The organism is Streptomyces sp. NBC_00122, assembly GCF_045160845.1.
GTDB lineage: Bacteria > Actinomycetota > Actinomycetes > Streptomycetales > Streptomycetaceae > Streptomyces.
The window spans coordinates 2456507-2482611 of sequence record NZ_CP108191.1 but is presented as its reverse complement, the minus strand read 5'-3'; the positions used below and the strand labels follow the sequence as shown (position 1 = coordinate 2482611).

The window sequence follows — 26105 nt, the reverse complement described above, 5'->3', positions numbered from 1 at the left end:
CGGCGGCGAGGTGCACAGCCACGTCCCCCCGGCGGCCGAACCCTCCGCCGCCCCTGCCGGCTCCGCGGCCCCCGCGCCGCGCGGCCTGGTGGTGACGGCCTCGAACCGGGCCTCGCAGGGCGTGTACGCCGACAAGGGCGGCCCGCTGCTGGCCGAGGCGCTGGAGAAGCTCGGTTTCCAGGTGGACGGCCCCCGGGTCGTGCCCGACGGGGATCCCGTCGGGCAGGCGCTGCGCGAGGGCGTGGCAGCCGGCTACGACGTCATCCTGACCACGGGCGGGACCGGCATCTCGCCGACCGACCGGACGCCGGAGGCCACCGCGGCGGTGCTGGATTACGAGATCCCGGGCATCCCGCAGGCCATCCGCGCCGAAGGGCTGGCGAAGGTGCCGACCGCGGCCCTGTCCCGGGGAATGGCGGGCGTGGCCGGACGCACGCTGATCGTCAACCTGCCGGGGTCGACGGGCGGCGTGCGCGACGGCCTCGCCGTCCTGTCCCGCCTCCTGCCGCACGCCGTGGAGCAGATCCGCGGCGGCGACCACCCCAGACCGGCGGACGCCCCAGGGAGCACGAGCTGAACGGCCCCTCCTGGCCGGCGGTCCTGACGGACGGCGACGTCACGCTCCGGCCGATAAAACTGCGGGACCAGAAGGCCTGGCGCGAGGCCAACCGGCGCAACCGCGACTGGCTGCGTCCGTGGGAGGCGACGATTCCGCCTCCCGCGCCGTGGGGGCCGGTGATCCAGCGGCCGACGTACCGCCAGATGGTCCGCCACCTGCGGGCGGAGGCGAACGCGGGCCGGATGCTGCCCTTCGTCATCGAGTACCAGGGCCGGCTCGTCGGACAGCTGACGGTCGCCGGGATCACCTGGGGCTCGATGTGCGCCGGCCACATCGGCTACTGGGTGGACCGCGACGTGGCGGGCCGCGGTGTGATGCCGACGGCGGTCGCGCTCGCGATCGACCACTGCTTCGGGAAGGTCGGGCTGCACCGGATCGAGGTGTGCATCCGCCCGGAGAACAAGCCGAGCCGGCGCGTCGTGGAGAAGCTGGGCCTGCGCGAGGAGGGACTGCGGCCCCGGTACCTGCACATCGACGGGGCCTGGCGCGACCACCTCGTGTACGCGGTCACGGTGGAGGAGGTGCCGGACGGCCTGCTGCGCCGCTGGCACCGGACCCGGCAGTCGCTGAAATGACCCGTGCCCGCTGAAACCATAGGCGAATATCTGTTCGAATTCATGCGGGCGCGGAACCGATTCGCCCATAACCTGATCCGAAGAATCACAAAAAAAGTCCGTGATATCAGCGAGATCGCGCGACACACCGGCCCAATTGGCCGATCCCCTCGCCCGTGTCCCTCTACGGTGTGATGTGTGAGCAGCAGCGGCCTCATCTACGCAGTCATTGTCGGGGCCTGGGCCGCCTACTTGGTGCCCATGTGGCTCCGGAGGCAGGACGAGCTGAACGAAGCCCGTCCGACGGAACGCTTCTCCACTGCCATTCGGCTGCTTTCCGGCCGGGCGGGAATGGAGCGCCGTTACGCCAAGGGGCTGCGTGAGCGCGGTGACGAGCAGGCGGGGCCCCAGCCCCACGCGGACCCGGACGCCGCGACGGAAACGGTGAATTCCGTGGACGCCGACGCCCGGGCCGTCGTCGTGCCCCCGACCAGGGCGGAGCCGAGACCGGCCACCGCCGAGCGGGAGCACCGCGCGGAGCGGGCCCGGCGCGAACAGCGGCTCCAGGTCCTCGCGCGCCGTCGGCGCACGACCGCGCTCCTCTTCCTCGTCTTCACCCTCGGCGCGGTCGTCGCCGCGGTGGGCGGGCTGCGCTTCCTGTGGGCCCCCGCCGTGCCGGCCCTGCTGCTGAGCACCTACATCGTCCACCTGCGGGTGCAGGAGCGGCGGCGCTACGAGTTCACGATGGACCGGCGGCGTGCCGAGGCGGCCGCGCGGCACCTGCGGGAGCACCGCCCGCGCCGCCGCCACCCCGAGGACACCGCCGCCGCGGACACCGAACCGGACCCCGCGCCACCGGTCTCCCCGCAGGAAGCCGGACGGCGCGCGCTGGTCGAGCAGACCGACCACGCCGAGTGGGTGGACCAGCAGCGCGAGCGCGAACGCGGCCCCGCCCGCGGTGACAGCTGGGAGCCGGTCCCGGTCCCGCTGCCCACGTACGTGACCGCTCCGGTCGCCCCGCGCGCCACGGGCCCGGCGTCCCCGGACGCGTGGAGCCCGACCCGCTCCAGCACGGCCGAGCCGACGGAGCCGCGCCTGCGCGCCCAGCCCGGGGCCCCCAAGCCGGAGCCGAAGACCCCGAGCACCCCGCGCCCGCGCGGCCGCGAGCGCGGCCGTACCCCGCTCTTCGACCAGTACGAGAGCGACGGCCGGCCGCGGGCCGCGAACGAGTGATCGGTGACCTGCGCGGACGCTCCCCGATACCGGTTTTGGAGCACCCGCGTGGGGATGCTAATGTTTCACACGTCGCAAGGGCCTGTGGCGCAGTCTGGTAGCGCACCTCGTTCGCATCGAGGGGGTCTGGGGTTCAAATCCCCACAGGTCCACAGACGACAGTTCTCGAGTAGCTCTCGGGAATCGTCACGAGATCCCGTTCAGCCGAAAGGCTGGGCGGGATCTCGGCGTTTGTGGGTGCGTTCGAGGTGATGTCCGAACGCGGGCGGGAACCCGGGCGGTTGCCCGGCGGAGGACCGGCCTGGGGTTCGCGGTGGCTCGGGTGCGCGAGGGGCGGCGGGGCGCTGCTCCGCTTCCATGCCCCTGGAGGCCCGATGTCCGTGACGCCGGATACGTTGCGGCGGACGTACACACCGCTGGAGGGGCCATGTCTCCTGAAGAAACACGTCTCGCCGCACTCCTGGCCGTCATGCCGGCCCATGACGGTGCGGATGAGCAGGTGGACTGGGACGCGCTGCGAGGAGCGTGGCGGGTCGGATTCCCGTCCGACTACAGAGCCTTCATGGCCACTTACGGAGCCGGGGGCATCGATGACGCGTTCAGCGTCCTCACTCCCGAAGCGGCCACGCAGCCGGCCTTCGGGCAGGAACTCGGGAGCATGGCGGGTGAGACCGCCACCATGCGGCACCTATGGGCGACCGAAGGAGGCCCCGACGGAACCACCGCCGGCCCTGACTCCGTCATCGCGTGGGGTGTCAGCTGCGGAGCCGACATCCTCGGCTGGGTCGCCGTTGACGAGGACCCCGACCACTGGCCGGTCATCGTGTGGGAACGGCACGGCCGGCCCCACTGGAAGATCTACGACTGCGGTATGGCGGAGTTCCTCCGCCGTCTGTTCGTCGAGGGCTTCGACGAGTGCCCGCTCAGCGATGCGTCCCTCTGGGGAGAGCCCGCACCGCACTTCGTCCACTGGCGCGAGGAGCAACGGCGCTGGGAGTCCGGCATCGACCCCTACACGGGCGAACCCGACCCGTACTTCGGCACGGAGTTCGAATGATCGCGCGTCCCTGATCCTGCCTCCGGCCCCAGCGCCCTGCCCACGGGAAACGATCTGCCTGACTTCGGCCGTCAGTTCACCGAGTCGAGCGTGGCGCGCTGCTCCGCCGTCAGTTCGAGTTCCACCGCGCCCAGGCTCTCCTCCAGCTGGGCCACCGAGGAGGCGCCGACCAGCGGGAGCACCGGGATGTCGCCGCCCATCAGCCAGGACAGGACGACCTGGTTGACGGTGGCGCCGGTCTCGGCGGCGACCTCGCGGACCGCGCGCAGGCGGGGCTCGGTGCCCGCGTGCTCGAAGCCGGGGCCGAGCGGCTTGTCGTCGCGTACGTAGGCGCCCGCGATCAGCGGGGAGTACGAGACCTGCGTGAGCGACGGGTTGTCCCGGAGGTAGCTGAGCAGGTCGCCGCTGACCAGGCCCTGGTTGCCGTCGGGCGAGCGCAGGCTGGGGATGTCGGTGCGCTGGCGCAGGTAGCTGTGGTGGTGCTGGAGCACCTCGTAGCCCGGTACGCCGGCCGCGGCGGCCAGCGTACGGGCGCGCTCCACGCGCCAGGCCCAGTGGTTGCTCGCGCCGAGCAGGCCGGCCGTGCCGTCCGCGACGACCTCGGCGAATCCCCGGACGGTCTCCTCCAGCGGGGTGTTCTCGTCCATGACGTGCGCGTACAGCAGGTGGATGCGCTCGATGCCGAGACGCTCGCGGCTGCGCTCCGCGGACTCGCGGATGACCTTGGCGGACAGGCCCTCCACGTCGAGGCTGAAACCGCTGGTCGGCTGGTTGGGGCGGGCGCCGAGCTTGGTGGCGACGGTGATCTCGTCGCCGATGCCGCGGCTGCGCAGCCAGCGGCCGACCAGTTCCTCGCTCTCGCCGCCCTGCGTGCCGTTCACCCAGAAGGCGTAGTTGTTGGAGGTGTCGATGAAGGTGCCGCCCGCCTCCGCGAACCGGTCGAGGATCGCGTACGAGGTGGCCTCGTCGACGGTGGTGCCGAAGGTCATGGTGCCGAGGCTCAGCACGCTCACTTCGCGGCGCGTTGCGGGCGCCGAGCCGATGACGCGATATTTCACGGTGGTGCCTTTCGAGAGCGGGATCCGCACAACCTATCCAAGCCGCAAGGGTGTTGAGTGGGTTGAATGGATCCCATGACGATCACGAGCGGGCGGGACGGCGCGACGGTGCAGGCGTGGGTCGCGCTCGGCGGGGCACCGGAGCTCGCCGGGCGGGTGCGGTACCGAGGGGCGCCGGGGCTGGGGCGGGGGCCGCTGCCCGTACGGGAGCTGGCGCGGGCCACGGTCGGGGCGTGCGCGCTGGCCGCGGCGGAGCTGGCCGCCGTACGGGCCGGGGGCGGGGCCGGCGACGCGGCCCCGCCCGTCGTGGACGAGGGCGCGGTCGCGACGGCCTTCGTCAGCGAGCGGCACCTGCGGGTGCGGGGGCGGGAGCCGGTGGGCTTCGCGCCGCTGTCCGGTTTCTGGCGGGCGGCCGACGGCTGGGTGCGCACCCACGCCAACTATCCGCACCACGAGGCCGCGCTGGTACGGGCACTGCGGCTGCCGTCCGCGACGCCGGAGGCGGTACGGGCCGCCGTGGCGGGCCGGGCGGCCGCAGAGGTGCAGGAACGCGTGTACGGGGAGGGCGGCCTCGCGGTGGCCGTGGCGCGGGAGTACGGGGACCCGCGGCCGCTGGTCGAGGCCGCGGAGGAATCCGGGGCGCAGGGCCGGCCGCTGGGGCCGGCCCCCGCGGGGCTGCCGGCGGCCGGGGTGAGGGTGCTGGACCTGACCCGGGTGATCGCGGGGCCGGTCGCGACGCGCACGCTCGGGCTGCTGGGCGCGGACGTGCTCCGGATCGACCCGCCCGGGCTGCCGGAGGCGGCCGACGCGTACGCGGACACCGGATTCGGCAAGCGATCGGCGCTGCTGGACCTCGCGGCCACGGCGGACCGGGCGGTGTTCGAGGGGCTGCTGTCCGAGGCGGACGTGGTGGTGACGGGCTACCGGCCGGGGGCTCTGGAGCGGCACGGGCTCGGGGCGGCGCAGCTGCTGGAGCGGCGGCCGGGCCTGGTGGTGGCCCAGCTGTGCGCGTGGGGCTGGGACGGGCCGTGGGCCGGCCGGCGGGGGTTCGACTCGCTGGTCCAGGCGGGCTACGGGATCGCCGCCCGGTACGCCGGTCCGGACGGCGTGCCGGGGGTGCTGCCGGCGCAGGCGCTCGACCACGGCACGGGATACCTGGTGGCGGCCGGGGTGCTGAGGGCGCTGGCGGACGGGCGCGGGCGGGCGCTGCGGTTCTCGCTGGCGGGAACGGCGTCGTGGCTGGCCCGCGACGTCCCGGCGGCCGGGCCCGGCGCACCGGGCTACTCGGCGCGGCCGTGGCTCCGGGAAACGGACTCGGGATACGGACGGCTGCGGTACGCCATCAGTCCCTTCGGGGACTGGGCGGCGGGTCCGTCCCGCTGGGGCACGGATCGCGCCGCCTGGCTCCCGCGCCGGCCCTGAGCGGCCTCGGGGAAGTGGGGCACGTCCCCGTGCCGCTTCCCCAGCTACCGCTGGGAGGTGCCCCGCACGGCACCTCGTCGCGTTGTCGCAGTGCCCGAGTGCGTCCAGTACAAGGGCACTGCTCCGCCGTGCGATGCACCGCACCGGACGACGCGGAAACGCACCCCGCTTCCCCGAGGCCGCTTAGTCCTGGCTGTGGAGCGGCTTCGTCATGCAGCGGCTGGAGTCGTGGAAGCGGTAGTAGCCGAACTTGGCGGACAGGGCGTAGCCGGACGACAGGTAGAGGGCGATCGCCTCCGGCTGCTGGTCGCCCGTTTCCAGGACCATCCGGGTACGGCCCGCCGCGCGGGCGTCGTCCTCCAGGACTGCCAGGATCCGGCGGGCCAGGCCCAGGCCGCGGGCCTCCGGTATGACGTACATGCGCTTCAGCTCGGCGTCGCCGTCCGCGTAGCCCTCGTCGTTCAGCTCCTGGCTGCGCCACCCGCCGCTGGCGACCGGGGCGCCCGCGGCGTCGTACGCCAGCAGGTAGAGGCCCTGCGGCGGGGCGAACATGGCGGGGTCGAGGAACGTGGCGTCGCCCTCACCGTCGTCGTAGCGCGCCTGGTACTCCAGCTGGACCTGGGCATCGAGCTTGGCCGCGTCCGGATGGTCGTACGGCACAGCGTGGAGGTTTATACCGTGAGACATTTGAATATCGTACGGAACCATCCCGCTAAGGTGCAGGGATGCTCACCGTGACCTCCGTGAATGTGAATGGGATCCGCGCCGCCGCCAAGAAGGGCTTCGGGGCGTGGCTCGAAGGATCCGACGCCGATGTGGTCTGCCTTCAGGAGGTACGGGCCGAGGAGGGGCAGATCCCGGAGGAGGTCCGGACTCCCGCGGGCTGGCACACCGTGTTCGCGCCGGCCGCCGCCAAGGGACGGGCCGGGGTCGCGCTGTACACGCGCCGCGCGCCCGAGCGGGTGCAGGTCGGATTCGGGAGTGACGAGTTCGACGCCAGCGGGCGGTACCTGGAGATCGATCTGCCCGGTGTGACGGTCGCCAGCCTCTACCTGCCCTCCGGCGAGGCCGGGACCGAGAAGCAGGACGAGAAGTACCGGTTCATGGCGGAGTTCCACACCTACCTCCGGGCGCTGAAGGCGCGGGCCGCCGCGGACGGCCGCGAGGTCGTGGTCTGCGGCGACTGGAACATCTGCCACCAGGAAGCCGACCTCAAGAACTGGAAGACCAACCGGAAGAACGCGGGCTTCCTCCCCGAGGAGCGGGAGTGGCTGGGGAAGGTGTACGGCGACGCCGGCTATGTCGACGTGGTGCGCGCGCTGCACCCCGACACGGAGGGCCCGTACTCCTGGTGGTCCTACCGTGGGCGGGCCTTCGACAACGACGCCGGCTGGCGCATCGACCTCCAGGTCGCGACGCCCGGGCTGGCCGCGAAGGCGGTGAAGGCGTTCGTCGAGCGCGCCGAGACGCACCCCGAGCGCTGGTCCGACCACGCGCCCGTGACCGTCGTCTACGAGCTGGGTGTTTGACCGGATCCGGACGCCAGGAGGCGGTCCATCGCCATCGCCAGTTCGGCCTCGACCACGCTCTTGGCCAGCGGGCGCAGGCGCGGGAGGGCATCCTGCGAGATGTGGACCGTGATCAGCTCGGTGAACAGGGCCGCCATCGCGTCCGCGTGCTCGCGCACGCGGCGGCCCGTCTCCAGGACGGCCGAGAGCGGGACGCCCTCGCGGACCAGGGCCGAGGAGACGTCCAGCAGGCGCCGGCTGACGTGCACGATCTCGTCGCCGTCGGTGGCGAGGTAGCCGAGGTCGAGCGAGGCCGCCAGGTTCTCCGGGGTGACCTCGCCCTCGAAGTAGTCGGCCAGCGCCTCCGGGGTCAGCCGGACCGGGGTCTCCTCCGACCAGCCGATGCCGAGCAGCTGACCGAGCTGGCTGACGTCGCGGCCGCTCTCGAAGGCGGCGGTCAGCTCCGCGATGCCGCCGAGGGTGTGGCCGCGCTCCAGCAGGGCGGCGATGGTGCGCAGCCGGGCCAGGTGGTGGTCGTCGTACCAGGCGATGCGGCCCTCGCGGCGCGGTGGCGGCAGGAGCTTGCGCTCGCGGTAGAAGCGCAGGGTGCGGACGGGGATGCCGGCCGCCTCGGCCAGTTCCTCCGTGCGGTACTCGCGCACTGTCTTCGCTTCCGTCTCTTCCTTCGCCACAGCCGCAGCCTATGGCGTACCGGCAGTAACTTTCCGGGTGTGACCCCTACCCATGAGTACGGGGCTGCTCTACTCTCCCGATTGTGCCAGTGATTGCTGGCAGTGTTGCGGGCGCGGATGCGGAAGGCGGCGGGCATGGGCGGCATGAACGGCAGTGACATCGCACAACGTGAGCACGTACGCGTGGCGGTGATCGGGTCCGGATTCGGCGGGCTCGGCGCGGCCGTGCGACTGCGACGCGAGGGGATCACCGACTTCGTCGTACTGGAGCGGGCCGACTCGGTCGGCGGGACCTGGCGCGACAACAGCTACCCCGGGTGCGCCTGCGACGTCCCCTCCCACCTGTACTCCTTCTCCTTCGCGCCCAATCCCGACTGGCCCCGGACCTTCTCGGGACAGCCGGCCATCCGCGCCTACCTGGAGCACGTCGCCGACACCTTCGGCCTGCGCCCGCACATCCGCCTCGACTCCGAGGTCCGGATGATGCGCTGGGACGCGGACGCGCTGCGCTGGGAGATCGAGACCTCCGCCGGTGCGCTCACCGCCGACGTGGTGGTGTCGGCGACCGGGCCGCTGTCCGACCCGAAGATGCCGGAGATCCCCGGGCTCGCCGAGTTCCCCGGCAAGGTCTTCCACTCCGCGCGCTGGGACCACGACTACGACCTCCGCGGCAAGCGCGTCGCCATGATCGGTACGGGTGCCTCCGCCATCCAGATCGTGCCGGCCATCGCCCCCGAGGTGGAGCGCCTGACGCTCTTCCAGCGGACCCCGCCGTGGGTGATGCCGCGCACCGACCGGGCCATCACCGCCGTCGAGCGCTGGCTGCACCGCCAGCTGCCGTTCACCCGGGCGGCGCGGCGCGGGCTGCTGTGGGGCATCCGGGAACTCCAGGTCAGCGCCTTCACCAAGCGGCCGAACCAGCTCGGGCTCATCGAATCGCTCGCCAAGGCCAACATGGCGCGCTCGATCAAGGACCCGGCGCTGCGCGCCAAGCTGACCCCCTCGTACCGGATCGGCTGCAAGCGGATCCTGCTCTCCAGCGAGTACTACCCGGCCCTGGCCCGGCCCGATGTGGACCTGGTCGCCTCCGGGCTGAAGGAGATCCGCGGCTCGGTGCTGGTCGCCGCCGACGGGACGGAGACAGAGGTCGACGCGATCGTCTTCGGCACCGGCTTCCACGTCACGGACATGCCGATCGCGGACCGGGTGGTGGGCGCGGAGGGCATGACCCTCGCGGACGAGTGGAAGGACGGGATGCAGGCGCTGCGCGGGGCCACCGCGGCCGGCTTCCCCAACTGGATGACGATCATCGGCCCGAACACCGGGCTCGGGAACAGCTCGATGATCCTGATGATCGAGTCGCAGCTCAACTACATGGCCGATTACCTGCGGCAGCTGAGCGTGCTGGGAGGGCGGGTCGCGCTCGCGGCCAGGCCGTCCGCCGTCAACAAGTGGAACCGGCACGTGCAGGCCCGGATGGAGCGCACGGTGTGGAACACCGGCGGCTGCACCAGCTGGTACCTGGACGCCCAGGGCCGCAACACCACCGTCTGGCCCGGCACGACCGGCGAGTTCCGCAAAGAGACGAGGGGCGTCGACCTCTCGGAGTACGAGGTCCTGCGCGTCCGGGACCGCGAGCCTGTACCGGCCGCCGCGAAGGCCGCCTCCAGGGGCGCCGCGAGGGTCGCCGCGAAGGCAGCCGGGACAACAGCCGAGGCGAGCGTCGAGGCGACCGCCGAAGTCACCGCCGAGGAGAGCGCCGCGTGAGCCGCCCGCCGCACGTCACCACCGGCCGGTACGCGCCCCCGGTCGCGCGCCGCGAGTTCGCCGCCGTCTCCGCCGACGGGGCCCGGCTGCACGTCGAGGTCCACGGGGACGAGGGCGCGCCGGCTGTGGTGCTGGCGCACGGCTGGACCTGCTCCACCGCGTTCTGGGCCGCCCAGATACGGGAACTGGCCGAGGACCACCGGGTCATCGCCTACGACCAGCGCGGCCACGGGCGCAGCCCCGCCGCCCGGGAGCACAGCACCACCGCCCTCGCCGACGACCTGGTCGCCGTACTCGAAGCGGCCCTCGCCCCGGGGGAGCGGGCGGTCGTCGCCGGGCACTCCATGGGCGGCATGACGATCATGGCGGCCGCGGCCCGCCCGGAGTTCGCCGAACGTGTGGCGGCCGCGCTGCTGTGCAGCACCGGCAGCGCCCGGCTGGTCGCGGAGGCGCGCGTCGTGCCCCTGCGCCCCGGGAGCGCGCGGACGCGTATCACCGGCGCGGTCCTCGGCTCCCGCGCCCCGCTCGGGCCCGTCACGCCCGTCACGAAGAAGGTCCTCAAGTACGCGACCATGGGCGCCGGTTCCGCGCCCGACAAGGTCGAGGCGTGCGCCCGTATCGTGCACGCCTGCCCCACCGCGGTCCGCCGCGCGTGGTCCCACGTGCTGGCCGGACTGGACCTGGACGCAGACGTTGCCCGGCTCACCGTGCCCACCGCCGTCATCGGCGGCAAGGACGACCGGCTCACCCCCGTCGTGCACGCCCGCGGGCTCGCGGCCGCGCTCCCGCACTGCGTGGGGCTCACCGAGCTCACCGGCATGGGGCACATGACACCGATCGAGGCCCCGGAGGCCGTCACCGACGCCGTGCGCGAGCTGGCCTCGCTGTATCTCGCCGCGCCGAACACCACCGAGAAGGAGAAGACGCCGTGAGCGCTCGCAGGAGTCTGGAAGGCCAGGTCGCCGTCGTCACCGGCGCCGCCCGCGGGGTCGGCGAACTGCTCGCCCGCAAACTCTCCGCGCGCGGCGCGAAGATCGCCCTCGTCGGCCTGGAGCCGGAGGCCCTCAAGGAGGTCTCCGAGCGGCTGCACACCGACAGCGAACACTGGTACGCCGACGTCACCGACCACGAGGCAATGGCCCGGGTCGCGCAGGAGGTCAAGCAGCGCTTCGGCAAGGTCGACATCGTCGTCGCCAACGCGGGCGTGGCCTCCGGCGGGCCGTTCGCCGACTCCGACCCCGACGCCTGGCGCCGGGTGATCGAGGTCAACCTCATCGGCGGGGCCGTCACCGCCCGGGCCTTCCTGCCCGTCCTGACCGAGAGCCGCGGCTACTTCCTGCAGATCGCCTCGCTCGCCGCGATCACCCCGGCGCCCATGATGACCGCCTACTGCGCCTCCAAGTCCGGCGTCGAGGCCTTCGCCCACTGCCTGCGCGCCGAGGTCGGCCACAAGGGCGTCAAGGTCGGCGTCGGCTACCTCTCCTGGACCGACACCGACATGGTGCGCGGCGCCGACCGGGACGAGGTCATGCGGGAGCTGCGCCAGCGGCTGCCGTGGCCCTCGAACCGCACCTACCCGCTGGGCCCGGCCGTCGACCGGATCGTCGCGGGCATCGAGCGGCGCTCGGCGCACGTGTACGCCCAGTGGTGGCTGCGCGGGATGCAGGGCGTGCGCGGCTACCTGCCCGGGATCATCGGGGCCGTCGGGCAGCGCGAGATGAAGCGGTTCGAGCCGCGACTGGCCGGTGTCTCCAAGGGACTTGTGGGGGCGGGCGGGGCCGCGGACGAGCAGGCGCGCACTGGGGGCACCTCCGCGCGGTAGCGGGGAGTGACTGATCGAAATGCGTGCTGTGTTCCCTCGTGCAAGTCTGGTCGAGGCCCCACCACCAACACCCCTCATGGAGTGAAGAGCATGGGTATCAAGGACCAGTTCCAGGACAAGGCGAAGCAGCTCGCGGAGCAGGCCAAGGCCAGGGCGGCAGGCACCAAGGACCAGGCCTCCGAACGCTCCCCGCAGCACCGGCAGGACGCGAAGGACCAGTCGAGCAAGGCCCGGGACGTCTACGGCGACCGCTTCGAAGACTGATCCGGCGTACCTCAGGTACCTCGCGTACTAGGTGAAGGGGCGCGGCCCGTGCGGTTCCACGGGTCGCGCCCCTTCCGCGCGCCTACGGCCTGGGCGGCAGCTTCGGGCGGCGCAGGTCCGGCACGTCCGTGTAGCCGGGCGGCACCGCGGCCGGGTCCTGCTCCAGCAGTTCCAGCGCCAGGTTCACGGCGTCGTCCAGCCCCGCGTGCCGCCCCTCCGCCCAGTCGAGCGGGGTGCGCAGGACCGCGAAGTCCGGTTCCACGCCGTTGTTCTCCACCGACCACCCGTACTCCGGGAACCACGCGGCATTCATCGGCACGGTGATCACCGTGCCGTCGCCCAGGGTGTGCCGGCCGGTCATGCCGACCACCCCGCCCCAGGTGCGCTGGCCCACCACCGGGCCCAGACCCAGCAGCTTGAAGGCCGCGGTGATCATGTCCCCGTCCGAGGAGGTCGCCTCGTCGGCGAGCGCCACGATCGGACCGCGGGGCGCGTTGGAGGCGTAACTGACCGGCTGGGCGTTCCGCGTCAGGTCCCAGCCGAGGATCGAGCGGGTCAGCTTCTCCACCACCAGCTCGCTGATGTGCCCGCCCGCGTTGCCGCGTACGTCCACGATCAGCGCGGGCCTGGACATCTCCATCCGCAGGTCGCGGTTGAACTGCGCCCAGCCCGAGCCGCCCATGTCGGGGATGTGCAGGTAGCCGCACCGGCCGCCGCTGAGCTCCCGGACCACGGCCCGCCGCTTGGACACCCAGTCCTGGTAGCGCAGCGGCCGCTCGTCGATCAGCGGCACGATCGCGACCCTGCGGGCCCCGCCCTCGCCATCGGCGGGCCGGAAGGTGAGCTCCACGGTCGTTCCGCCTGCCGCGGACAGCAGCGGGTACGGGCCGGCCACCGGGTCCACCGGGCGCCCGTCGATATGGGTGAGCACCGCGCCGTCCCGGATGCCGGTGCCGGCCAGCGGGGAGCGGGCCTTGGAGTCGGAGGACTCGCCGGGCAGGATCCGGCTGACCACCCATGTCCCGTCCCGGGGAACGAGGTTGGCACCGAGCAGCCCGATCGCCCGCTGGTAGTGCGGAGGGCCTTCGTTGCGGCGGGCGGGGGAGACGTAGGCGTGCGAGGTGCCCAGTTCGCCGAGGACCTCGCGCAGCAGGTCGGCGAACTCGTCGGGGGACGCGACCCGTTCGACGAGGGAGCGGTACTGGTTCAGCACCCCGTCCCAGTCGATGCCGCACATCTTCGGCTCCCAGAAGTAGGCGCGGATGATCCGCCCGGCCTCCTCGTAGGCCTGGCGCCACTCGGCCGCCGGGTCCACCTCGTGCAGGATGCGCCGCAGGTCCAGGTAGACGGTCGAGTCGCTGTCGCCGGACTCGGTGGCCGGGACGGCCCGCAGGTCGCCGTCGTCGTTGATCACGAGCCGGGTGCCGTCACCGCTGAGTGCGAACCAGTCCAGTCCGGAGGCCAGTTCCGTCTTGCGGGCCTTGGTGAGGTCGAAGTGCTCCAGCGTGGGCTTGCCGCTGATGTCGGCGGGGTTGGCGAAGGTCTCGCCGAGCGCGCCCGAGATCGGCCAGCGCAGCCACACCAGCCCGCCGCCGTGCACCGGGTACAGGGCCGAGTACTTGGACGCCGACACCGGGAAGGGCGTGACGCGGCTCTCCAGCCCCTCCACCTCCACCATCACCGCGCCGTCGCCGGTGTCGCCCGAGTCCCCTTCCACCGGGTCGAGTCCACCCGCCGCGGGCCGCCCCTCGGCGGACAGCGCGAAGGGGGAGGGGGTCGCCGAGGACAGCGGTACCAGGTACGGGCGGCAGCCCAGCGGGAAGGACAGGTCGCCGGTGTGCACGTCGTACACCGGGTCGAAACCGCGCCACGACAGGAAGGCGAGGTAGCGCCCGTCCCGGGTGAAGACCGGACTCTCGTCCTCGAAGCGGCCGTTGGTGACGTCGATGACCGCGCGTCCGCCCGGGCCGGAGATCCGGGCCATCTTGATCTGCCGCAGCGACCGTCCGATGCCCGGATGGGACCAGGTCAGCCAGCATCCGTCGGGGGAGAACGCCAGGTCGGTGACGGGCCCGTTGATGGACCGGATCAGCTCGGTGACTCCCCCGGAGCCTTCGGACTGCTCGGTGGTGTCGAGCAGCAGCAGCCGCCCGTCGTTGGAGGCGACGGCGAGCCGCTCGCCGTCCGGGTCCGACAGCAGCTCCAGTACGCGCCCCAGCTCGCCGGAGGCCAGCCGGCGCGGCTCGCGCTCCCCGGAGGCCCGCGGCAGGTAGGCGATCTCGATCGCGTCCTCGCCCTCGGCGTCGGTGACGTAGGCGACCTGCCCGCCGCTGCCGAGCATCTCGGGCAGCCGCACCCGTACGCCAGGGGTGTCGGCGATGGTCCGGGCGGGGCCGTCGCGGTGGGTCAGCCAGTACAGGCTGCCGCGCACCACGACCGCGCTGGCCCGCCCGGTGGCGTCCACGGACAGCGAGTCGACGTGGCTGGCGGCCGGCACCTGGTACGTGCGCCGGCCCGCGCGCGGGCCGCCGAGCCGGACCTCCAGCTTGCGCGCGGCGGCGCCCTGGGCCAGCGAGTCCACCAGCCAGATGTCCCCCGCGCACTGGTAGACGATCCGGGAGCCGTCGCTGGAGGCGTGCCGGGCGTAGAACTCCTCGTGGTCGGTGTGCCGGCGCAGGTCGGTGCCGTCGGGCAGGCAGGAGTAGAGGTTGCCGATGCCCTCGTGGTCGGAGAGGAAGGCGATCCGGCCGTCGACGAACATCGGGGAGTCGAGGTGGCCCTCGATGTCCTCCAGGAGCCGCCGGCCGTGCAGCCACAGCCGGCCGGTGGCGCCGCCGCGGTAGCGCTTCCAGGCGGCGGGTTCGTGCGGGGGTTTGCCGGTCAGCAGCAGGGTGCGCCGCTCGCCCGACTCGTCCTCGTGGACCTGGATGTCGGAGACCGGCCCCCAGGGCAGGCGCCCGCCGGGGCTGCCGTCGGTGGGCAGGCTGTACGCCCAGGCGAAGTAGGAGAAGGGCTGGCCGTGCGAGGAGACGGCCAGGATGTCGCTGCGGCCGTCCTCGTCGGGCGGGGTCCAGCCGCAGACGCGGGTGTCGGTGGCGCCCCAGTAGCTCAGCTGGCGGGCCGGGCCGCCGTCGACGGGGGCCAGGTGGATCTCGGGGTCGAGGCTCCGCCAGGTGGTGTAGGCGATGTGCCTGCCGTCCGGGGAGAAGCGCGGGTGGCTGACCCGGGTCCGGTCGACGGTGATCCGCCAGGCCCGGCCGACCGGATCTCCAGGGGGAACCAAGGGCGCCACCCAAAGATCGTCCTCGGTGGCGAAGCACAGCAGGTCGTCGTGGAGGTGCGGGAAGCGGAGGTACGCGACGTCGTGACTCACCCCCCAATGCTTTCCGCGCCAGGGGGGCCTGGCAACTCGTACACGTGATCCATGCCACTGCGTGAAGCGAAACGGAACGGTTTCGTTTCGCTAGGGGCGGGGGTATCGTCGTATGCGTACGGAACACTTTCGTTTCGATAAGAGACGTGTTCGGACGTTCGGACGGAGGCACGGAGATGACCGAGGCGATGGCGGCCCGGCGCAGCCGGATCACCCCCGAACGGGAAGCCGAACTCCACGGGGCGGTCCTCGACTTGCTCCGCGAGGTGGGCTATGAGGCGCTGACCATGGACGCGGTCGCCGCCCGCACCAAGTCCAGCAAGGCCACCCTCTACCGCCAGTGGGGGAGCAAGCCGGAGCTGGTCGCCAAGGCCCTGCGATGTACCCAGCCCGTCTCGCTGCGGGAGATCGACACGGGCAGCCTGCGCACGGACTTCGCGCGCATGGTGGAGCACTCGGACGACGCGCAGATGGCCAAGGACACCGCGCTGATGCGGGGTCTGGCCCATGCCGTCCACGAGAGCCCGGAGCTCCACAAGGCACTGCGGGACCTGCTGGTCGATCCGGAGATCAACGGCCTGCAGGCGATGCTCCAGCGCGCGGTGGACCGGGGCGAGATCCGCCCGGACTGCCCTGCACTGGCCTTCGTGCCGCACATGCTCATCGGGGCGTTCATCGCGCTCCCGCTGATCGAGGACCGGTCGGTCGACCGGGCCTTCCTCGGTGACTTCATCGACGCAGTGGTCTTCCCCGCCCTCGGCGTCTGACTCCCCTTCTCCTCTTTCCCGTCCCCGCTGCTTTCCCGCTGTTCCTGACACGCCGCTCTCGTCGTCGGGCCGGCTCCTCATGCCCAGATCCGGTTTTCCGGATCCATCCCACGACCCGAACGGGAGAACCACCGACGTGGCCACCTTCCTTTACAGACTCGGCCGGGGCGCCTTCCGGCGCCGCCGTCTCGTCGCCCTCCTCTGGGTGGCGCTGCTGTTCGTCGCCGGCTTCGGCGCGGCCTCGGCGTCCGCCCCCACCTCAGGCTCCTTCTCGATACCCGGCACGGAGGCCCAGAAGGCCTTCGACGTGCTCGACAAGAAGTTCCCGGGAATGTCCGCCGACGGCGCGACCGCCCGGATCGTCATCAAGGCCCCGGCGGGCGCCAAGGTCACCGACCCGGGCACCAAGACCGAGGTCGAGAAGATCGTCGAGGGTCTGAAGTCCGGTCCGGGCAAGGACCAGATCTCCTCGGTCGCCGACCCGTACCAGAGCCAGGCCGTGAGCCAGGACGGCTCCACCGCCTACATCAGCGCCAAGTACAAGGTCAGCGGCATGGAGCTGACCGACGCCACCCGCGACGCGCTCAAGGAGTCCGGCAAGGACGCCCAGGGACACGGGCTCACCGTCGAGATCGGCGGCGACGCGCTCATGGCGGCCCCCGAGACCGGCTCCGGCGAGATCATCGGCATCCTGATCGCCGCGATCGTCCTCGTCATCACCTTCGGCTCGCTGATGGCGGCCGGGCTGCCGCTGCTGACCGCGCTGATCGGCGTGGGCATCGGCGTCTCCTCCATCACCGCGCTGGCCAACGTGCTGGACCTCGGGTCCACCACCTCCACCCTCGCGATGATGATCGGCCTCGCGGTCGGCATCGACTACGCCCTGTTCATCGTCTCCCGCTACCGCGTGGAGCTCGCCGAGGGCCGCGAACGCGACGAGGCCGCCGGGCGGGCCGCCGGAACGGCCGGCTCCGCCGTCGTCTTCGCCGGCCTGACCGTGGTCATCGCCCTCGTGGGCCTGGCCGTCGTCAACATCCCGATGCTGACCAAGATGGGCTTCGCGGCCGCCGGAACCGTGGTCATCGCGGTGCTGGTCGCCCTCACGCTGGTCCCGGCCATCCTGGGCTTCGCGGGCAAGAAGGTCCTGCCGGCCGGCGAGAAGAGCAAGCTGTTCGGCAAGGGGAAGCAGGCCTCCGGCGCCGAGAAGAAGGCCAACGGCGGCACCCGCTGGGCCCGCTTCGTGCTGCGCCGTCCGGTCATGGTCCTGCTGGCCGGCGTGATCGGCCTCGGCGTCATCGCCATCCCGGCGAGCAAGCTGGAGATGGGCCTGCCGGACGACGGTGCCCAGCCGGTCTCCACCACCCAGCGCCAGGCGTACGACCTGCTGTCCGACGGCTTCGGCCCGGGCTTCAACGGCCCGCTGATGGTCGTCGTGGACGGGGACAAGGCCCTGGCCGACTCCACCGTCGAGCGGATCAAGGGCCTGGAGGGCGTGGCCGCGGTCATGCCGCCGATGCCCAACGAGGCCGGCGACGCCTCGATGATCACCGTCATTCCGAAGGACCGTCCGTCCTCCACCCAGACGGAGGACCTGGTCCACACGATCCGCGACGGCAGCGGGGACGACGTCATGGTCACCGGCGCCACCGCGATGAACATCGACTTCTCGCAGAAGATGAACGACGCGCTGCTGCCCTACCTCGCGCTCGTCGTCGGCCTCGCCTTCCTGCTGCTGATGCTGGTGTTCCGCTCGGTCCTGGTCCCGCTCAAGGCGGCCCTCGGCTTCCTGCTCTCGGTCGTCGCCGCCCTCGGCGCGGTCGTCGCGGTCTTCCAGTGGGGCTGGCTGGGCTCGCTCTTCGGCGTGGAGCAGACCGGCCCGATCATGTCGATGATGCCGATCTTCATGGTGGGTGTCGTCTTCGGCCTGGCCATGGACTACGAGGTCTTCCTCGTCACCCGGATGCGCGAGGCGTACGTGCACGGCGAGCGCCCGGGCCAGGCCGTCGTGACCGGCTTCCAGTACAGCGCGCGGGTGGTCGTGGCCGCCGCCATCATCATGATCGCCGTGTTCGCGGGCTTCATCGGAGCCAGTGAGCAGATGGTCAAGATGATCGGCTTCGGTCTGGCCGTCGCCGTCTTCTTCGACGCCTTCGTGGTCCGGATGGCCATCGTCCCGGCGGTGCTCGCACTGCTCGGGCACAAGGCCTGGTGGCTGCCGCGCTGGCTGGACCGGCTGCTGCCGAACGTGGACGTGGAGGGCGAGAGCCTGCGCAAGCACCTCTCCGGCAGCTCCGACGGCCACGGCAAGGACCGCGAACTGGTCAACGCCTGACGTCCAGGCCCGTACGTACGACAGCCCGGCCCCGCACCTGAGCCTCAGGTGCGGGGCCGGGCCCGTTGCGCCTAACGGGTGGACCGGGTGGCATACGTACGGCGCAGGAAGCGGCGCAGCCCGGCGATGTCGAACTGGACCACGGCCACGCCTTCGGGGGAGTGGAACTCGACGACGGCCTGGACGCGGCCGCAGGGCCAGACGCGTACGTCCCCGGTTCCGCTCGGGGCCTGCAGGCCCGCCTCCAGGAGGGCGCGGGGGAAGACCCACTCGTTGTCGGTGCCCTCGGGGGACAGGTCCGCCGGGAAGACGATCCGTACGGCCAGCGGTTCCGCGGGGACGAAGCGCAGGACGACGGGGATCGCCCGGAAGAGCGGATCATCGGTGATCACGCGGGCTCTGACGCGCTCCTCGACGAGCGGGACGGTCGCCGTGGCGGTCGCAGCGGCGGTCGCGGTGGCTGGTGGATTCTCGGCGGTGGATGACATCGACAAGACTCCTCGCGTCGGAGCGTTGAACAAAAGTGCCGTATGTGCTCTTTTGTCCCGTCCAGCCTCGCACATTCCGACGGAAGTGCGAGAGCGTATTTGTGCCGGAGACGCTGTTGCTAACCATTTGCAAGAGGGCACTATTCTTGGACGGCTGAAAACTGTGAGAAGCGGAGCCATTTCATGCATGTGCCCGACGGATTCATCAACGCACCCGTCTCGGTGGCCGCCGGAGTGACGGCCGCCGCCGCTGTGGCCGTCAGCCTCCGCGGCGCCCGGCGGGAACTCGACGAGCGCACGGCGCCGCTCGCCGGTCTCGTCGCCGCCTTCATCTTCGCCGTGCAGATGCTGAACTTCCCGGTCGCCGCCGGCACCAGCGGGCACCTGCTGGGCGGGGCGCTCGCCGCGATACTCGTCGGCCCGTACACGGGTGTGCTGTGCGTGTCCGTGGTCCTGCTCATGCAGGGCATCCTCTTCGCCGACGGCGGGCTGACCGCCCTCGGCGTGAACGTCACCGTCATGGGTGTCGTCACCGTCGTCGTCTCCTACGCGATCTTCCGCGGGCTGCTGAGGGTGCTGCCCCGCACCCGCCGCTCGGTGACCGTCGCCGCCTTCGCCGGCGCCCTGCTCTCGGTGCCCGGCGCGGCCGCCGCCTTCACCGCGATCTACGCCCTCGGCGGCACCACCGACGTGCCCATCGGCAAGGTGTTCACCGCCATGGTCGGCGTGCACGTGCTCATCGGCATCGGCGAGGCCGTCATCACCGCCGCGACCGTCGGCGCCGTGATCGCCGTACGGCCCGACCTGGTGCACGGGGCGCGCGGACTGGCCACGCCGCTGAAGCTGCGCGTGGGCGGCGCACTCGTCGACGCGCCGGCCGCCGCCCCTGCCCCCGTCGCGGCCCGCTCCACCACGAAGGTGTGGGCCACCGGCCTGGTCACCGCGCTCGTCCTCGCCGGGTTCGTCTCCTTCTACGCCTCGGCCAGCCCCGACGGCCTGGAGAAGGTCGCCGCCGACAAGGGCATCGACGCCAAGGTCGAGGAGCACGCCGCGAAGGACTCCCCGCTCGCCGACTACGCCGTCAAGGACGTCGCCGACGCCCGCCTCTCCGGCGGCCTCGCGGGCGCCCTCGGCGTCGGCGCGACCGTCGCCGCAGGCACCGGTGTCTTCTGGGTCGTGCGCCGCCGTCGTACCGCCGAGCCGGCCGCGGCCGGGGCATCGGCGGTCTGAGATGGGTGCGGGCCACGCCCACCGGCTCTACCGGCACGGGCACTCACCGGTGCACGCGCTGCCGCCGCACTGCAAGCTCGCCGCGACCTTCGCCTTCGTGGTCGTCGTCGTCTCCACACCGCGCGAGGCGGTGTGGGCCTTCGGGCTGTACGCCGTCCTGCTCGCCGGGGTCGCGGCCGCGGCCCGGGTACCGGCCGGCTTCCTGCTGCGGCGGCTGCTGATCGAGATCCCGTTCGTGGCGTTCGCGGTGCTCATGCCGTTCGTGGCCGAGGGCGAGCGGGTGGACGTACTGGGCCTGTCGCTCAGCGTCTCCGGACTGTGGGGCGCCTGGAACGTCCTGGCCAAGGGCACGCTCGGGGTGGCCGCGTCCGTACTGCTCGCCTCGACGACGGAGCTGCGGGCGCTGCTGCTGGGCCTGCAGCGGCTGAAGCTGCCGCCGCTGCTGGTGCAGATCGCCTCGTTCATGATCCGGTACGGCGACGTGGTCACCGGCGAGCTGCGGCGGATGTCCATCGCCCGGCGCTCGCGCGGGTTCGAGGCGCGGGGGATCCGGCACTGGGGGGTGCTGGCCAAGACGGCGGGCGCGCTGTTCATCCGCTCCTACGAACGCGGCGAGCGGGTCTACCTGGCCATGGTCAGCCGCGGCTACGCCGGTTCGATGCCGGTGATCGACGAGGTGGTGGCCACGCGTGCGCAGTGGGCGTACGCGGCCGCGCTCCCGGTGACGGCCCTCGCCGTCTGTCTGATGGGATGGACCCTGTGACCGACCCCGTGACCGATTCCGCGACCGCCCCCGTGAGCGAGCCTGTGATCAGCGCCCCTTCGCCCTCGCTGGAAGTGACCGGCCTCGCCTACGCCTACCCCGACGGCCACCAGGCCCTCTTCGGGGTCGACCTGGCCATCGCACAGGGCGAGCGGGTCGCCCTCCTCGGACCGAACGGCGCCGGCAAGACGACCCTGGTGCTGCACCTCAACGGCATCCTCGGCGGCGGCGTCGGCACCGTGACCGTGGCCGGGCTGCCGGTGGAGAAGCGCAACCTCGCCGAGATCCGCCGCCGGGTCGGCATCGTCTTCCAGGACCCCGACGACCAGCTGTTCATGCCGACCGTCCGCGAGGACGTGGCCTTCGGCCCGGCCGCGGCCGGCCTGCGCGGCGCCGAACTGGAGCAGCGGGTCCGCCACGCCCTGGACCAGGTGGGGATGGCCGAATTCGCCGACCGGCCGCCGCACCACCTGTCCTTCGGGCAGCGCCGCCGGGTCGCGGTGGCGACCGTACTGGCCATGCGGCCCGAGATCCTGGTCCTGGACGAGCCCTCGTCCAACCTGGACCCGGCTTCGCGGCGCGAGCTCGCCGACATCCTGCGCTCGCTGGACGTGACGGTGCTGATGGTGACCCACGACCTGCCGTACGCGCTGGAGCTGTGCCCGCGCTCGGTCATCCTGAGCGGCGGCGCGATCACGGCCGACGGCCGCACCCAGGACCTCCTGTGCGACGAGGACCTCATGCGCGCCCACCGCCTTGAGCTGCCCTTCGGCTTCGATCCGCGTTCGGTCTCGGTGGCATAAGCACCGGTCGCCGGTTGTTGGACTGCCCGTGGACATCCAGGGTGTGGTGACGGAGGGCTTCGAGCCCGTCAGGGACGCGTTCGTACGCAACTTCGAGGTGCTCGGGGACCGGGGCGCGGCGGTGGCCGTGTACCGGGACGGGCGCAAGGTCGTCGACCTCTGGGGCGGCACCAAGGACGCCGACGGCACCGAGCCGCGGCCCCCTTGGACCGCAGACACCGTGCAGATCGTCCGCTCCGCGACCAAGGGAGTGGCCGCCGCCGTACCGCTGCTGCTCCACCAGCGCGGACTGCTCGACCTGGACGCGCCCGTGGCCTCGTACTGGCCGGAGTTCAAGGCGGGCGGCAAGGAGAAGACCCTGGTCCGCGACCTGCTCGCGCACCGCGCCGGAGTCCCGGCCCTGGACCGCGGGCTGACCGTGGCGGAGGCCTCGGACGGCGTGTCCGGGGCGCGCGCGGTCGCCGCGCAGCGGGCCTTCTGGGAGCCCGGCACCGAGCACGGCTACCACGCGCAGACCTTCAGCTGGCTGCTGTCCGAGCTGGTGCTGCGGGCGACCGGCCGCACCATCGGCGGCATCCTGGCCGAGGAGATCGCCGAGCCGCTGGGCCTGGACTTCTGGATCGGGCTGCCGGAGGCGCAGGCGCACCGGGTGGGCCGGGTGGCCCCGGTCGACCCGCCGGAGAGTGCGGGCCTGCTCAGGACCCGGCCGAGGCGAAACGTTTCGGAGGCCTACGCCGACCCGGACTCCCTCACCCGCCGCGCCTTCGCGGCCATCGACCCCCTGCCGGACGAGAACGACCCCGCCTACCGGGCGGCCGAGCTGCCGGCCTCGGCGGGCATCGGCACGGCCCGCGCCCTGGCCCGCTTCTACGGGGCCACCATCGGCGTGGTGGAGGACGGCGCGCGGATCTTCACACCGGCCACCACCGCGCTCGCGGGCAAGGAGTTCTCGTCGGGCCCGGACCGCGTCCTGGTGGTGAACACCCGCTTCGGCCCCGGCTACATGCTGCACGGCCCGGCCTCGCCGCTGCTTTCTCCGGCCTCCTTCGGCCACCCGGGCCGCGGCGGCTCGCTGGCCTTCGCGGATCCGGAGGCGGGCATCGGATTCGGCTACGTCACCAACGCCCACGCCAAGTCGGTCACCGCCGACCCGCGCGCGCAGGCGCTGGTCCGGGCCCTGCGCTCCGTGCTCTGACGGGACCGACGGGACCGGGACCGACGGGACCGCGACCGACGGGACCGCGACCGACGGGACCGGGACCGACGGGACCGCGACCGACGGGACCGCGACCGACGGGACCGGGCGGTGTGGCGCCCGGCCCCGCGCGTCAGCCCGCGTTCAGGACGGCGGCCACGATCGGGCCCGCCGCTTCCCCGCCGTGGCCGCCGCCCTCGACCATGGCCGCCGCGGCCACGTCGTCGCTGTAGCCGGTGAACCAGCTGTCCGGGCTGCCCGAGCCGCCGACCTCCGCCGAGCCGGTCTTCGCGCCCTTGTCCGAGCCGCTGACCGTGGACATCACCTTCTGGCCGGTTCCGCTCGTCGCCGTCAGCCGCATCATCGATACCAGCTGCTGCTGCACCGAGGACTTCATCCGGCGCTGCGCCGTGGCGATCGTACGGCCGTCGAGGTCCGGCGAGACCAGCAGCGGCTGGCGGAACACGCCGGTGCGGGCGGTCGCCGTGATGGAAGCGACGTTCAGCGGGTTCATGGTGATCTTGCCCTGGCCGATGTACGCGGCGGCCGCCTCCGCGCCCGTCGCCGCCGGGACCTTGCCGTCCGTGGACTTGACGCCCGTCTTCCAGTCCAGCCCGATGCCGAAGACCTCCGTGGCTTCCTTCGCCAGCGCGCCGTCGTCGTCGACCGCCGAGATCTGCTTGATGAAGGCGGTGTTGCAGGACTTGGCGAAGCTGGTCGCGAAGGTCGCGGTGCCGGGCAGCTCGAAGTTGTCCAGGTTGTGGAAGGAACGGCCGCCCCAGGACACCTGCTTCGGGCATTCCGCCGGTCTGTCGGCCGCCACCTTGCCGCGGTCCATCAGCATCTCGCCGGTCACGATCTTCATCGTCGAGCCGGGCGCCCGGTTGCCGGTCAGCGCCGCGTTGTAGCCGTCCTTGCGGTTGTTGGCGACGGCCAGGATGTGCCCGTTGCTGGGCTTGACGGCGACCACCGACGCCTCGGGGAACCTGGTGACCGCCTGCTCGGCGGCCGCCTGCACCTTCGCGTCCAGGTACGTCTTGATGGTGCTCGGCTCCCCCTCGACCAGGGCCAGCAGCGTCCGCTTGGGCTCGTTCGGGGTGGCCGGCTCGATCCAGACCTCAGCCCCCGGTTTGCCGCCCGCCTTGCTGCCGTACGTCTCGCGCAGCTGGTCGAGGACCGGCCGCAGCGAGGGGTACTTCTCCGCGGTCAGCTCCTCGCCGTTGCGGTCGACCGCCTTGACCGGCGGGCTCGCCGGGGCGCCCGCGCGCAGCTTCTCGTCCCGCTGGAGCTGCGGGTGGATCACCGAGGCCTGCCAGTCGACCAGCGGCTTCCCGCTGGTCAGGCCGCGCACCACGGTCAGCTTGGACTCGTAGGCGAGGGGCTTGGTCGTGCCCTCGTACGAGATCTCCGCGGCGACCGTGAAGGGCACGGTGTCGCCCTGCGGTGTGCCGGGGGTGATCACGGCCTTGGAGACGTACGCCTTGGCCTTGAAGTCGGCCACCGCGGTCCGGGCGGCCTGGTCGTTGTTGGTCAGTTCGGCGGCCGCCTGCTCGTTTCCGTCCGCCCACGCGGCCAGGAAGGCCTTGGCGGTCGCGGCGGTCTCCTTCTCGGTGACGGGCCCGCTGCCCTTGGTCGGCTGGGCGGAGGCCTCCGCCTTCCCGCCCCCCTTGCCGTCGCCGTCGCCGGCGTCCCCGACCAGGGCGTACACCCCGTACCCGGCGCCGCCGACCATCGCGAGGAATACCCCGCCGATGACGGCGCCCTTCGCTACCCCGTTCACTTGAGTCCCCTCCAGAGTCCCCGTTCCCTGAACGTGTTCAAAGAACCTCTGGTGCGGACCTTACGCTCCGCGAGCGGATGGGGCGCCTCTTGTTACCTGACCGGAACATCGATGGCCGAAAAAGAGCGTGAAACGGCAGGAGGACCCTCCCTGCCCGGGAAGGCCCTCCTGCGAACGCGGCGCCGGACCCCCTGTCGGACGTTCGTCACGCTGGGAAGTGGCCTGTCCGGCACGGCTGTTGTGCGCACAGGGGATCGCCGGTGTCCCCGATAAGGATTTGTCCGCGGAGAACGATGTCTCTACCCTGAGCCGGAGCGGGAGCGCGCGCATTCCCGCAGGTTGCGGTGCCGTGGCAGAGCGGCCCAATGCGATCGACGTGGGCGAGGTCCCTCCCACGACGACTGACGGAGAAGGGGCGGACCTGCTCCCATCTGTCCGCGGGTTCGAATCCCGTCGGCACCGCAGCCGACCTGCACTTGGTCCAGGGCGCGGCACTGCCGCGTCGCGATCCCCCGTACCGCTTTGAACACCGCCAACCCCTCTGACTTCTGGATCACTTGACGTCCGGACTCAATCGCTTCGCGACGCCGGGTGCCAACTGTCCGGGGACGGGTGGCGGCCAGGCGGCAGGAGCCGGTGCCGGTCCTTCCCGAGGCGAGAGGGTGAGCACGAAGGCCCCGACGCCTGGCAGGCGTCGGGGCCTTCGCTTTCGTTGTTGCACCCAGGTGCCCAGTCACATACGGGCTAGCAGAACTTGTCCACTGCGGCCTTCGCGCCGGCCGCGAATCCCTTGTTGAATTGCTCCTCGTTCGCAACGGCGCCCTGCGGCATCGTCGTCTTGCAGGTGGCCTTGCCCCTCTTGAATCCCATCTGCCAGCCCTCGTCGAACGAGGCCTTGCTTTCGGACGCCTCCTGCTCCTCGACCGTTCCGCATTTGACCGCAGGTCCATTGAGCTGCTGTGCGGTGACCGTGCCTGTTGCGTCAGGCAACGTCACCGTGAAGGCGCCGGTGACGTTCGCTTTGATACTGGCGTCCGAGCCGCCGGAGTCGACGATCACGGTCTTGTTCGGCACGAAACTCTTGCCGGTGACCGTGACCGGAGTTCCCGCTGCGCCCTGGGCCATCGCGCAGGAGGGACCGGCCGATTGTGCCGGTGTCGCGAACAACGTCACCGACCCGAGCGCCAGTGCCGAAATCGTGAGGGGAGGCAGTACGGCCATTCGCATACGCCTGTTCATCGTTGCACCTTCTTCGTGGGGAGGTCGCGGGCAAACCGGTATGCCGTACCAGCCTGGGTAGCCCGTATCAGCCCCCGAGAGGCCACCCGGTCGTAAACCCTCTGTATTGCAGGGCCGACCGCGGCTCCAGAAGTCCCGG

At 72.0% G+C, this 26105-nt stretch carries 23 protein-coding genes and 2 tRNA genes; 18 read left to right on the top strand and 7 right to left on the bottom strand.

The window, feature by feature from the left end; translation table 11 throughout:
• The first annotated feature begins 10 nt into the window (after positions 1-10).
• The 5 genes from OG737_RS11610 (at position 11) to OG737_RS11590 (ending at position 3463) form a co-directional block, all read left to right on the top strand.
• Positions 11-577 (top strand): molybdenum cofactor biosynthesis protein B, encoded by a 567-nt coding sequence (locus tag OG737_RS11610; RefSeq protein ID WP_405681408.1) that lies wholly within the window; start codon positions 11-13, stop codon positions 575-577.
• Positions 574-1194 carry a GNAT family protein gene (locus tag OG737_RS11605; RefSeq protein WP_328930303.1) on the top strand — a complete coding sequence of 207 codons (621 nt, stop codon included), beginning with the start codon at positions 574-576 and terminating at the stop codon, positions 1192-1194. Before OG737_RS11610 ends, OG737_RS11605 begins: the two co-directional genes overlap by 4 nt.
• A gap of 177 nt (positions 1195-1371) precedes the next feature.
• Positions 1372-2406, top strand: a complete 1035-nt coding sequence (locus OG737_RS11600; protein WP_405921492.1) for a hypothetical protein — start codon at positions 1372-1374, stop codon at positions 2404-2406.
• A gap of 78 nt (positions 2407-2484) precedes the next feature.
• Positions 2485-2558 (top strand) — tRNA-Ala (locus OG737_RS11595).
• Between the two features lie 275 nt (positions 2559-2833).
• A complete protein-coding gene (locus OG737_RS11590; RefSeq protein WP_405921491.1) occupies positions 2834-3463 on the top strand; it encodes a hypothetical protein in 630 nt (209 codons plus the stop codon).
• Positions 3464-3534: 71 nt separating this feature from the next.
• Here OG737_RS11590 and OG737_RS11585 read toward each other — a convergent pair whose 3' ends face one another.
• The gene (locus OG737_RS11585) at positions 3535-4521 is read right to left on the bottom strand and encodes an aldo/keto reductase (RefSeq protein ID WP_405921490.1); all 987 of its coding nucleotides are present in this window, start codon (positions 4519-4521) and stop codon (positions 3535-3537) included.
• Positions 4522-4596: 75 nt separating this feature from the next.
• Here OG737_RS11585 and OG737_RS11580 point away from each other — a divergent pair, with 75 nt between their 5' ends.
• Positions 4597-5943 carry a CoA transferase gene (locus OG737_RS11580; protein WP_405921489.1) on the top strand — a complete coding sequence of 449 codons (1347 nt, stop codon included), beginning with the start codon at positions 4597-4599 and terminating at the stop codon, positions 5941-5943.
• Between the two features lie 183 nt (positions 5944-6126).
• Here the strand turns inward: OG737_RS11580 and OG737_RS11575 are convergent, their stop codons facing one another.
• Positions 6127-6630, bottom strand: a complete 504-nt coding sequence (locus OG737_RS11575; RefSeq protein ID WP_328926107.1) for a GNAT family N-acetyltransferase — start codon at positions 6628-6630, stop codon at positions 6127-6129.
• 38 nt (positions 6631-6668) lie between these two features.
• Between OG737_RS11575 and OG737_RS11570 the strand changes: the two genes are divergently transcribed.
• Entirely contained in the window at positions 6669-7472 is an 804-nt protein-coding gene (locus tag OG737_RS11570) for an exodeoxyribonuclease III (RefSeq protein WP_328926106.1), read from the top strand.
• Here OG737_RS11570 and OG737_RS11565 read toward each other — a convergent pair.
• Positions 7454-8143 carry a MerR family transcriptional regulator gene (locus OG737_RS11565; protein ID WP_328926105.1) on the bottom strand — a complete coding sequence of 230 codons (690 nt, stop codon included), beginning with the start codon at positions 8141-8143 and terminating at the stop codon, positions 7454-7456. The two genes, OG737_RS11570 and OG737_RS11565, sit on opposite strands and share 19 nt — an antisense overlap.
• A gap of 159 nt (positions 8144-8302) precedes the next feature.
• On the opposite strand from OG737_RS11565, the gene OG737_RS11560 reads away from it, so the two are divergent.
• From OG737_RS11560 to OG737_RS11545, 4 genes are all read left to right on the top strand, one after another.
• Positions 8303-9910, top strand: a complete 1608-nt coding sequence (locus tag OG737_RS11560) for a flavin-containing monooxygenase (protein WP_405922414.1) — start codon at positions 8303-8305, stop codon at positions 9908-9910.
• Complete coding sequence (locus OG737_RS11555) at positions 9907-10842, top strand: alpha/beta hydrolase (protein WP_328926104.1); 936 nt, start codon at positions 9907-9909, stop codon at positions 10840-10842. The genes OG737_RS11560 and OG737_RS11555 overlap by 4 nt, the downstream gene beginning before the upstream one ends.
• Positions 10839-11732: an SDR family oxidoreductase gene (locus OG737_RS11550; protein ID WP_328926103.1), complete on the top strand. Its 894-nt coding sequence runs from the start codon at positions 10839-10841 to the stop codon at positions 11730-11732. Before OG737_RS11555 ends, OG737_RS11550 begins: the two co-directional genes overlap by 4 nt.
• 90 nt (positions 11733-11822) lie before the next feature.
• Positions 11823-11996, top strand: a complete 174-nt coding sequence (locus tag OG737_RS11545; protein ID WP_328926102.1) for a hypothetical protein — start codon at positions 11823-11825, stop codon at positions 11994-11996.
• 82 nt (positions 11997-12078) lie between these two features.
• On the opposite strand, the gene OG737_RS11540 is transcribed toward OG737_RS11545, so the two are convergent.
• Entirely contained in the window at positions 12079-15369 is a 3291-nt protein-coding gene (locus OG737_RS11540; protein WP_328926101.1) for a S41 family peptidase, read from the bottom strand.
• Positions 15370-15557: 188 nt separating this feature from the next.
• On the opposite strand from OG737_RS11540, the gene OG737_RS11535 reads away from it, so the two are divergent.
• Positions 15558-16136: a TetR/AcrR family transcriptional regulator gene (locus OG737_RS11535; protein ID WP_405922413.1), complete on the top strand. Its 579-nt coding sequence runs from the start codon at positions 15558-15560 to the stop codon at positions 16134-16136.
• Positions 16137-16272: 136 nt separating this feature from the next.
• Positions 16273-18468 carry an MMPL family transporter gene (locus tag OG737_RS11530; protein ID WP_328926099.1) on the top strand — a complete coding sequence of 732 codons (2196 nt, stop codon included), beginning with the start codon at positions 16273-16275 and terminating at the stop codon, positions 18466-18468.
• 71 nt (positions 18469-18539) lie between these two features.
• Here the strand turns inward: OG737_RS11530 and OG737_RS11525 are convergent, their stop codons facing one another.
• A complete protein-coding gene (locus OG737_RS11525; protein WP_328926098.1) occupies positions 18540-18956 on the bottom strand; it encodes an SsgA family sporulation/cell division regulator in 417 nt (138 codons plus the stop codon).
• A 183-nt stretch (positions 18957-19139) separates the two neighbouring features.
• Between OG737_RS11525 and OG737_RS11520 the strand changes: the two genes are divergently transcribed.
• The 4 genes from OG737_RS11520 to OG737_RS11505 are packed head-to-tail and all read left to right on the top strand — an operon-like array spanning position 19140 to position 22947.
• On the top strand, positions 19140-20186 hold the full coding sequence (locus OG737_RS11520; protein WP_328926097.1) for an energy-coupling factor ABC transporter permease: 1047 nt from the start codon (positions 19140-19142) through the stop codon (positions 20184-20186).
• 1 nt (position 20187) lies between these two features.
• Entirely contained in the window at positions 20188-20949 is a 762-nt protein-coding gene (cbiQ, locus tag OG737_RS11515; protein WP_328926096.1) for a cobalt ECF transporter T component CbiQ, read from the top strand.
• On the top strand, positions 20937-21752 hold the full coding sequence (locus tag OG737_RS11510) for an energy-coupling factor ABC transporter ATP-binding protein (RefSeq protein WP_405679794.1): 816 nt from the start codon (positions 20937-20939) through the stop codon (positions 21750-21752). The genes cbiQ and OG737_RS11510 overlap by 13 nt, the downstream gene beginning before the upstream one ends.
• Positions 21753-21774: 22 nt before the next feature.
• Positions 21775-22947 carry a serine hydrolase domain-containing protein gene (locus tag OG737_RS11505; protein ID WP_405681409.1) on the top strand — a complete coding sequence of 391 codons (1173 nt, stop codon included), beginning with the start codon at positions 21775-21777 and terminating at the stop codon, positions 22945-22947.
• A gap of 133 nt (positions 22948-23080) precedes the next feature.
• Here OG737_RS11505 and OG737_RS11500 read toward each other — a convergent pair whose 3' ends face one another.
• Entirely contained in the window at positions 23081-24727 is a 1647-nt protein-coding gene (locus OG737_RS11500) for a penicillin-binding transpeptidase domain-containing protein (protein ID WP_405921488.1), read from the bottom strand.
• Between the two features lie 343 nt (positions 24728-25070).
• Here OG737_RS11500 and OG737_RS11495 point away from each other — a divergent pair.
• Positions 25071-25189, top strand: a tRNA-Gly gene (locus OG737_RS11495).
• Positions 25190-25471: 282 nt separating this feature from the next.
• Here the strand turns inward: OG737_RS11495 and OG737_RS11490 are convergent.
• Positions 25472-25948 carry a hypothetical protein gene (locus OG737_RS11490; protein ID WP_405921487.1) on the bottom strand — a complete coding sequence of 159 codons (477 nt, stop codon included), beginning with the start codon at positions 25946-25948 and terminating at the stop codon, positions 25472-25474.
• Positions 25949-26105 lie beyond the last annotated feature (157 nt).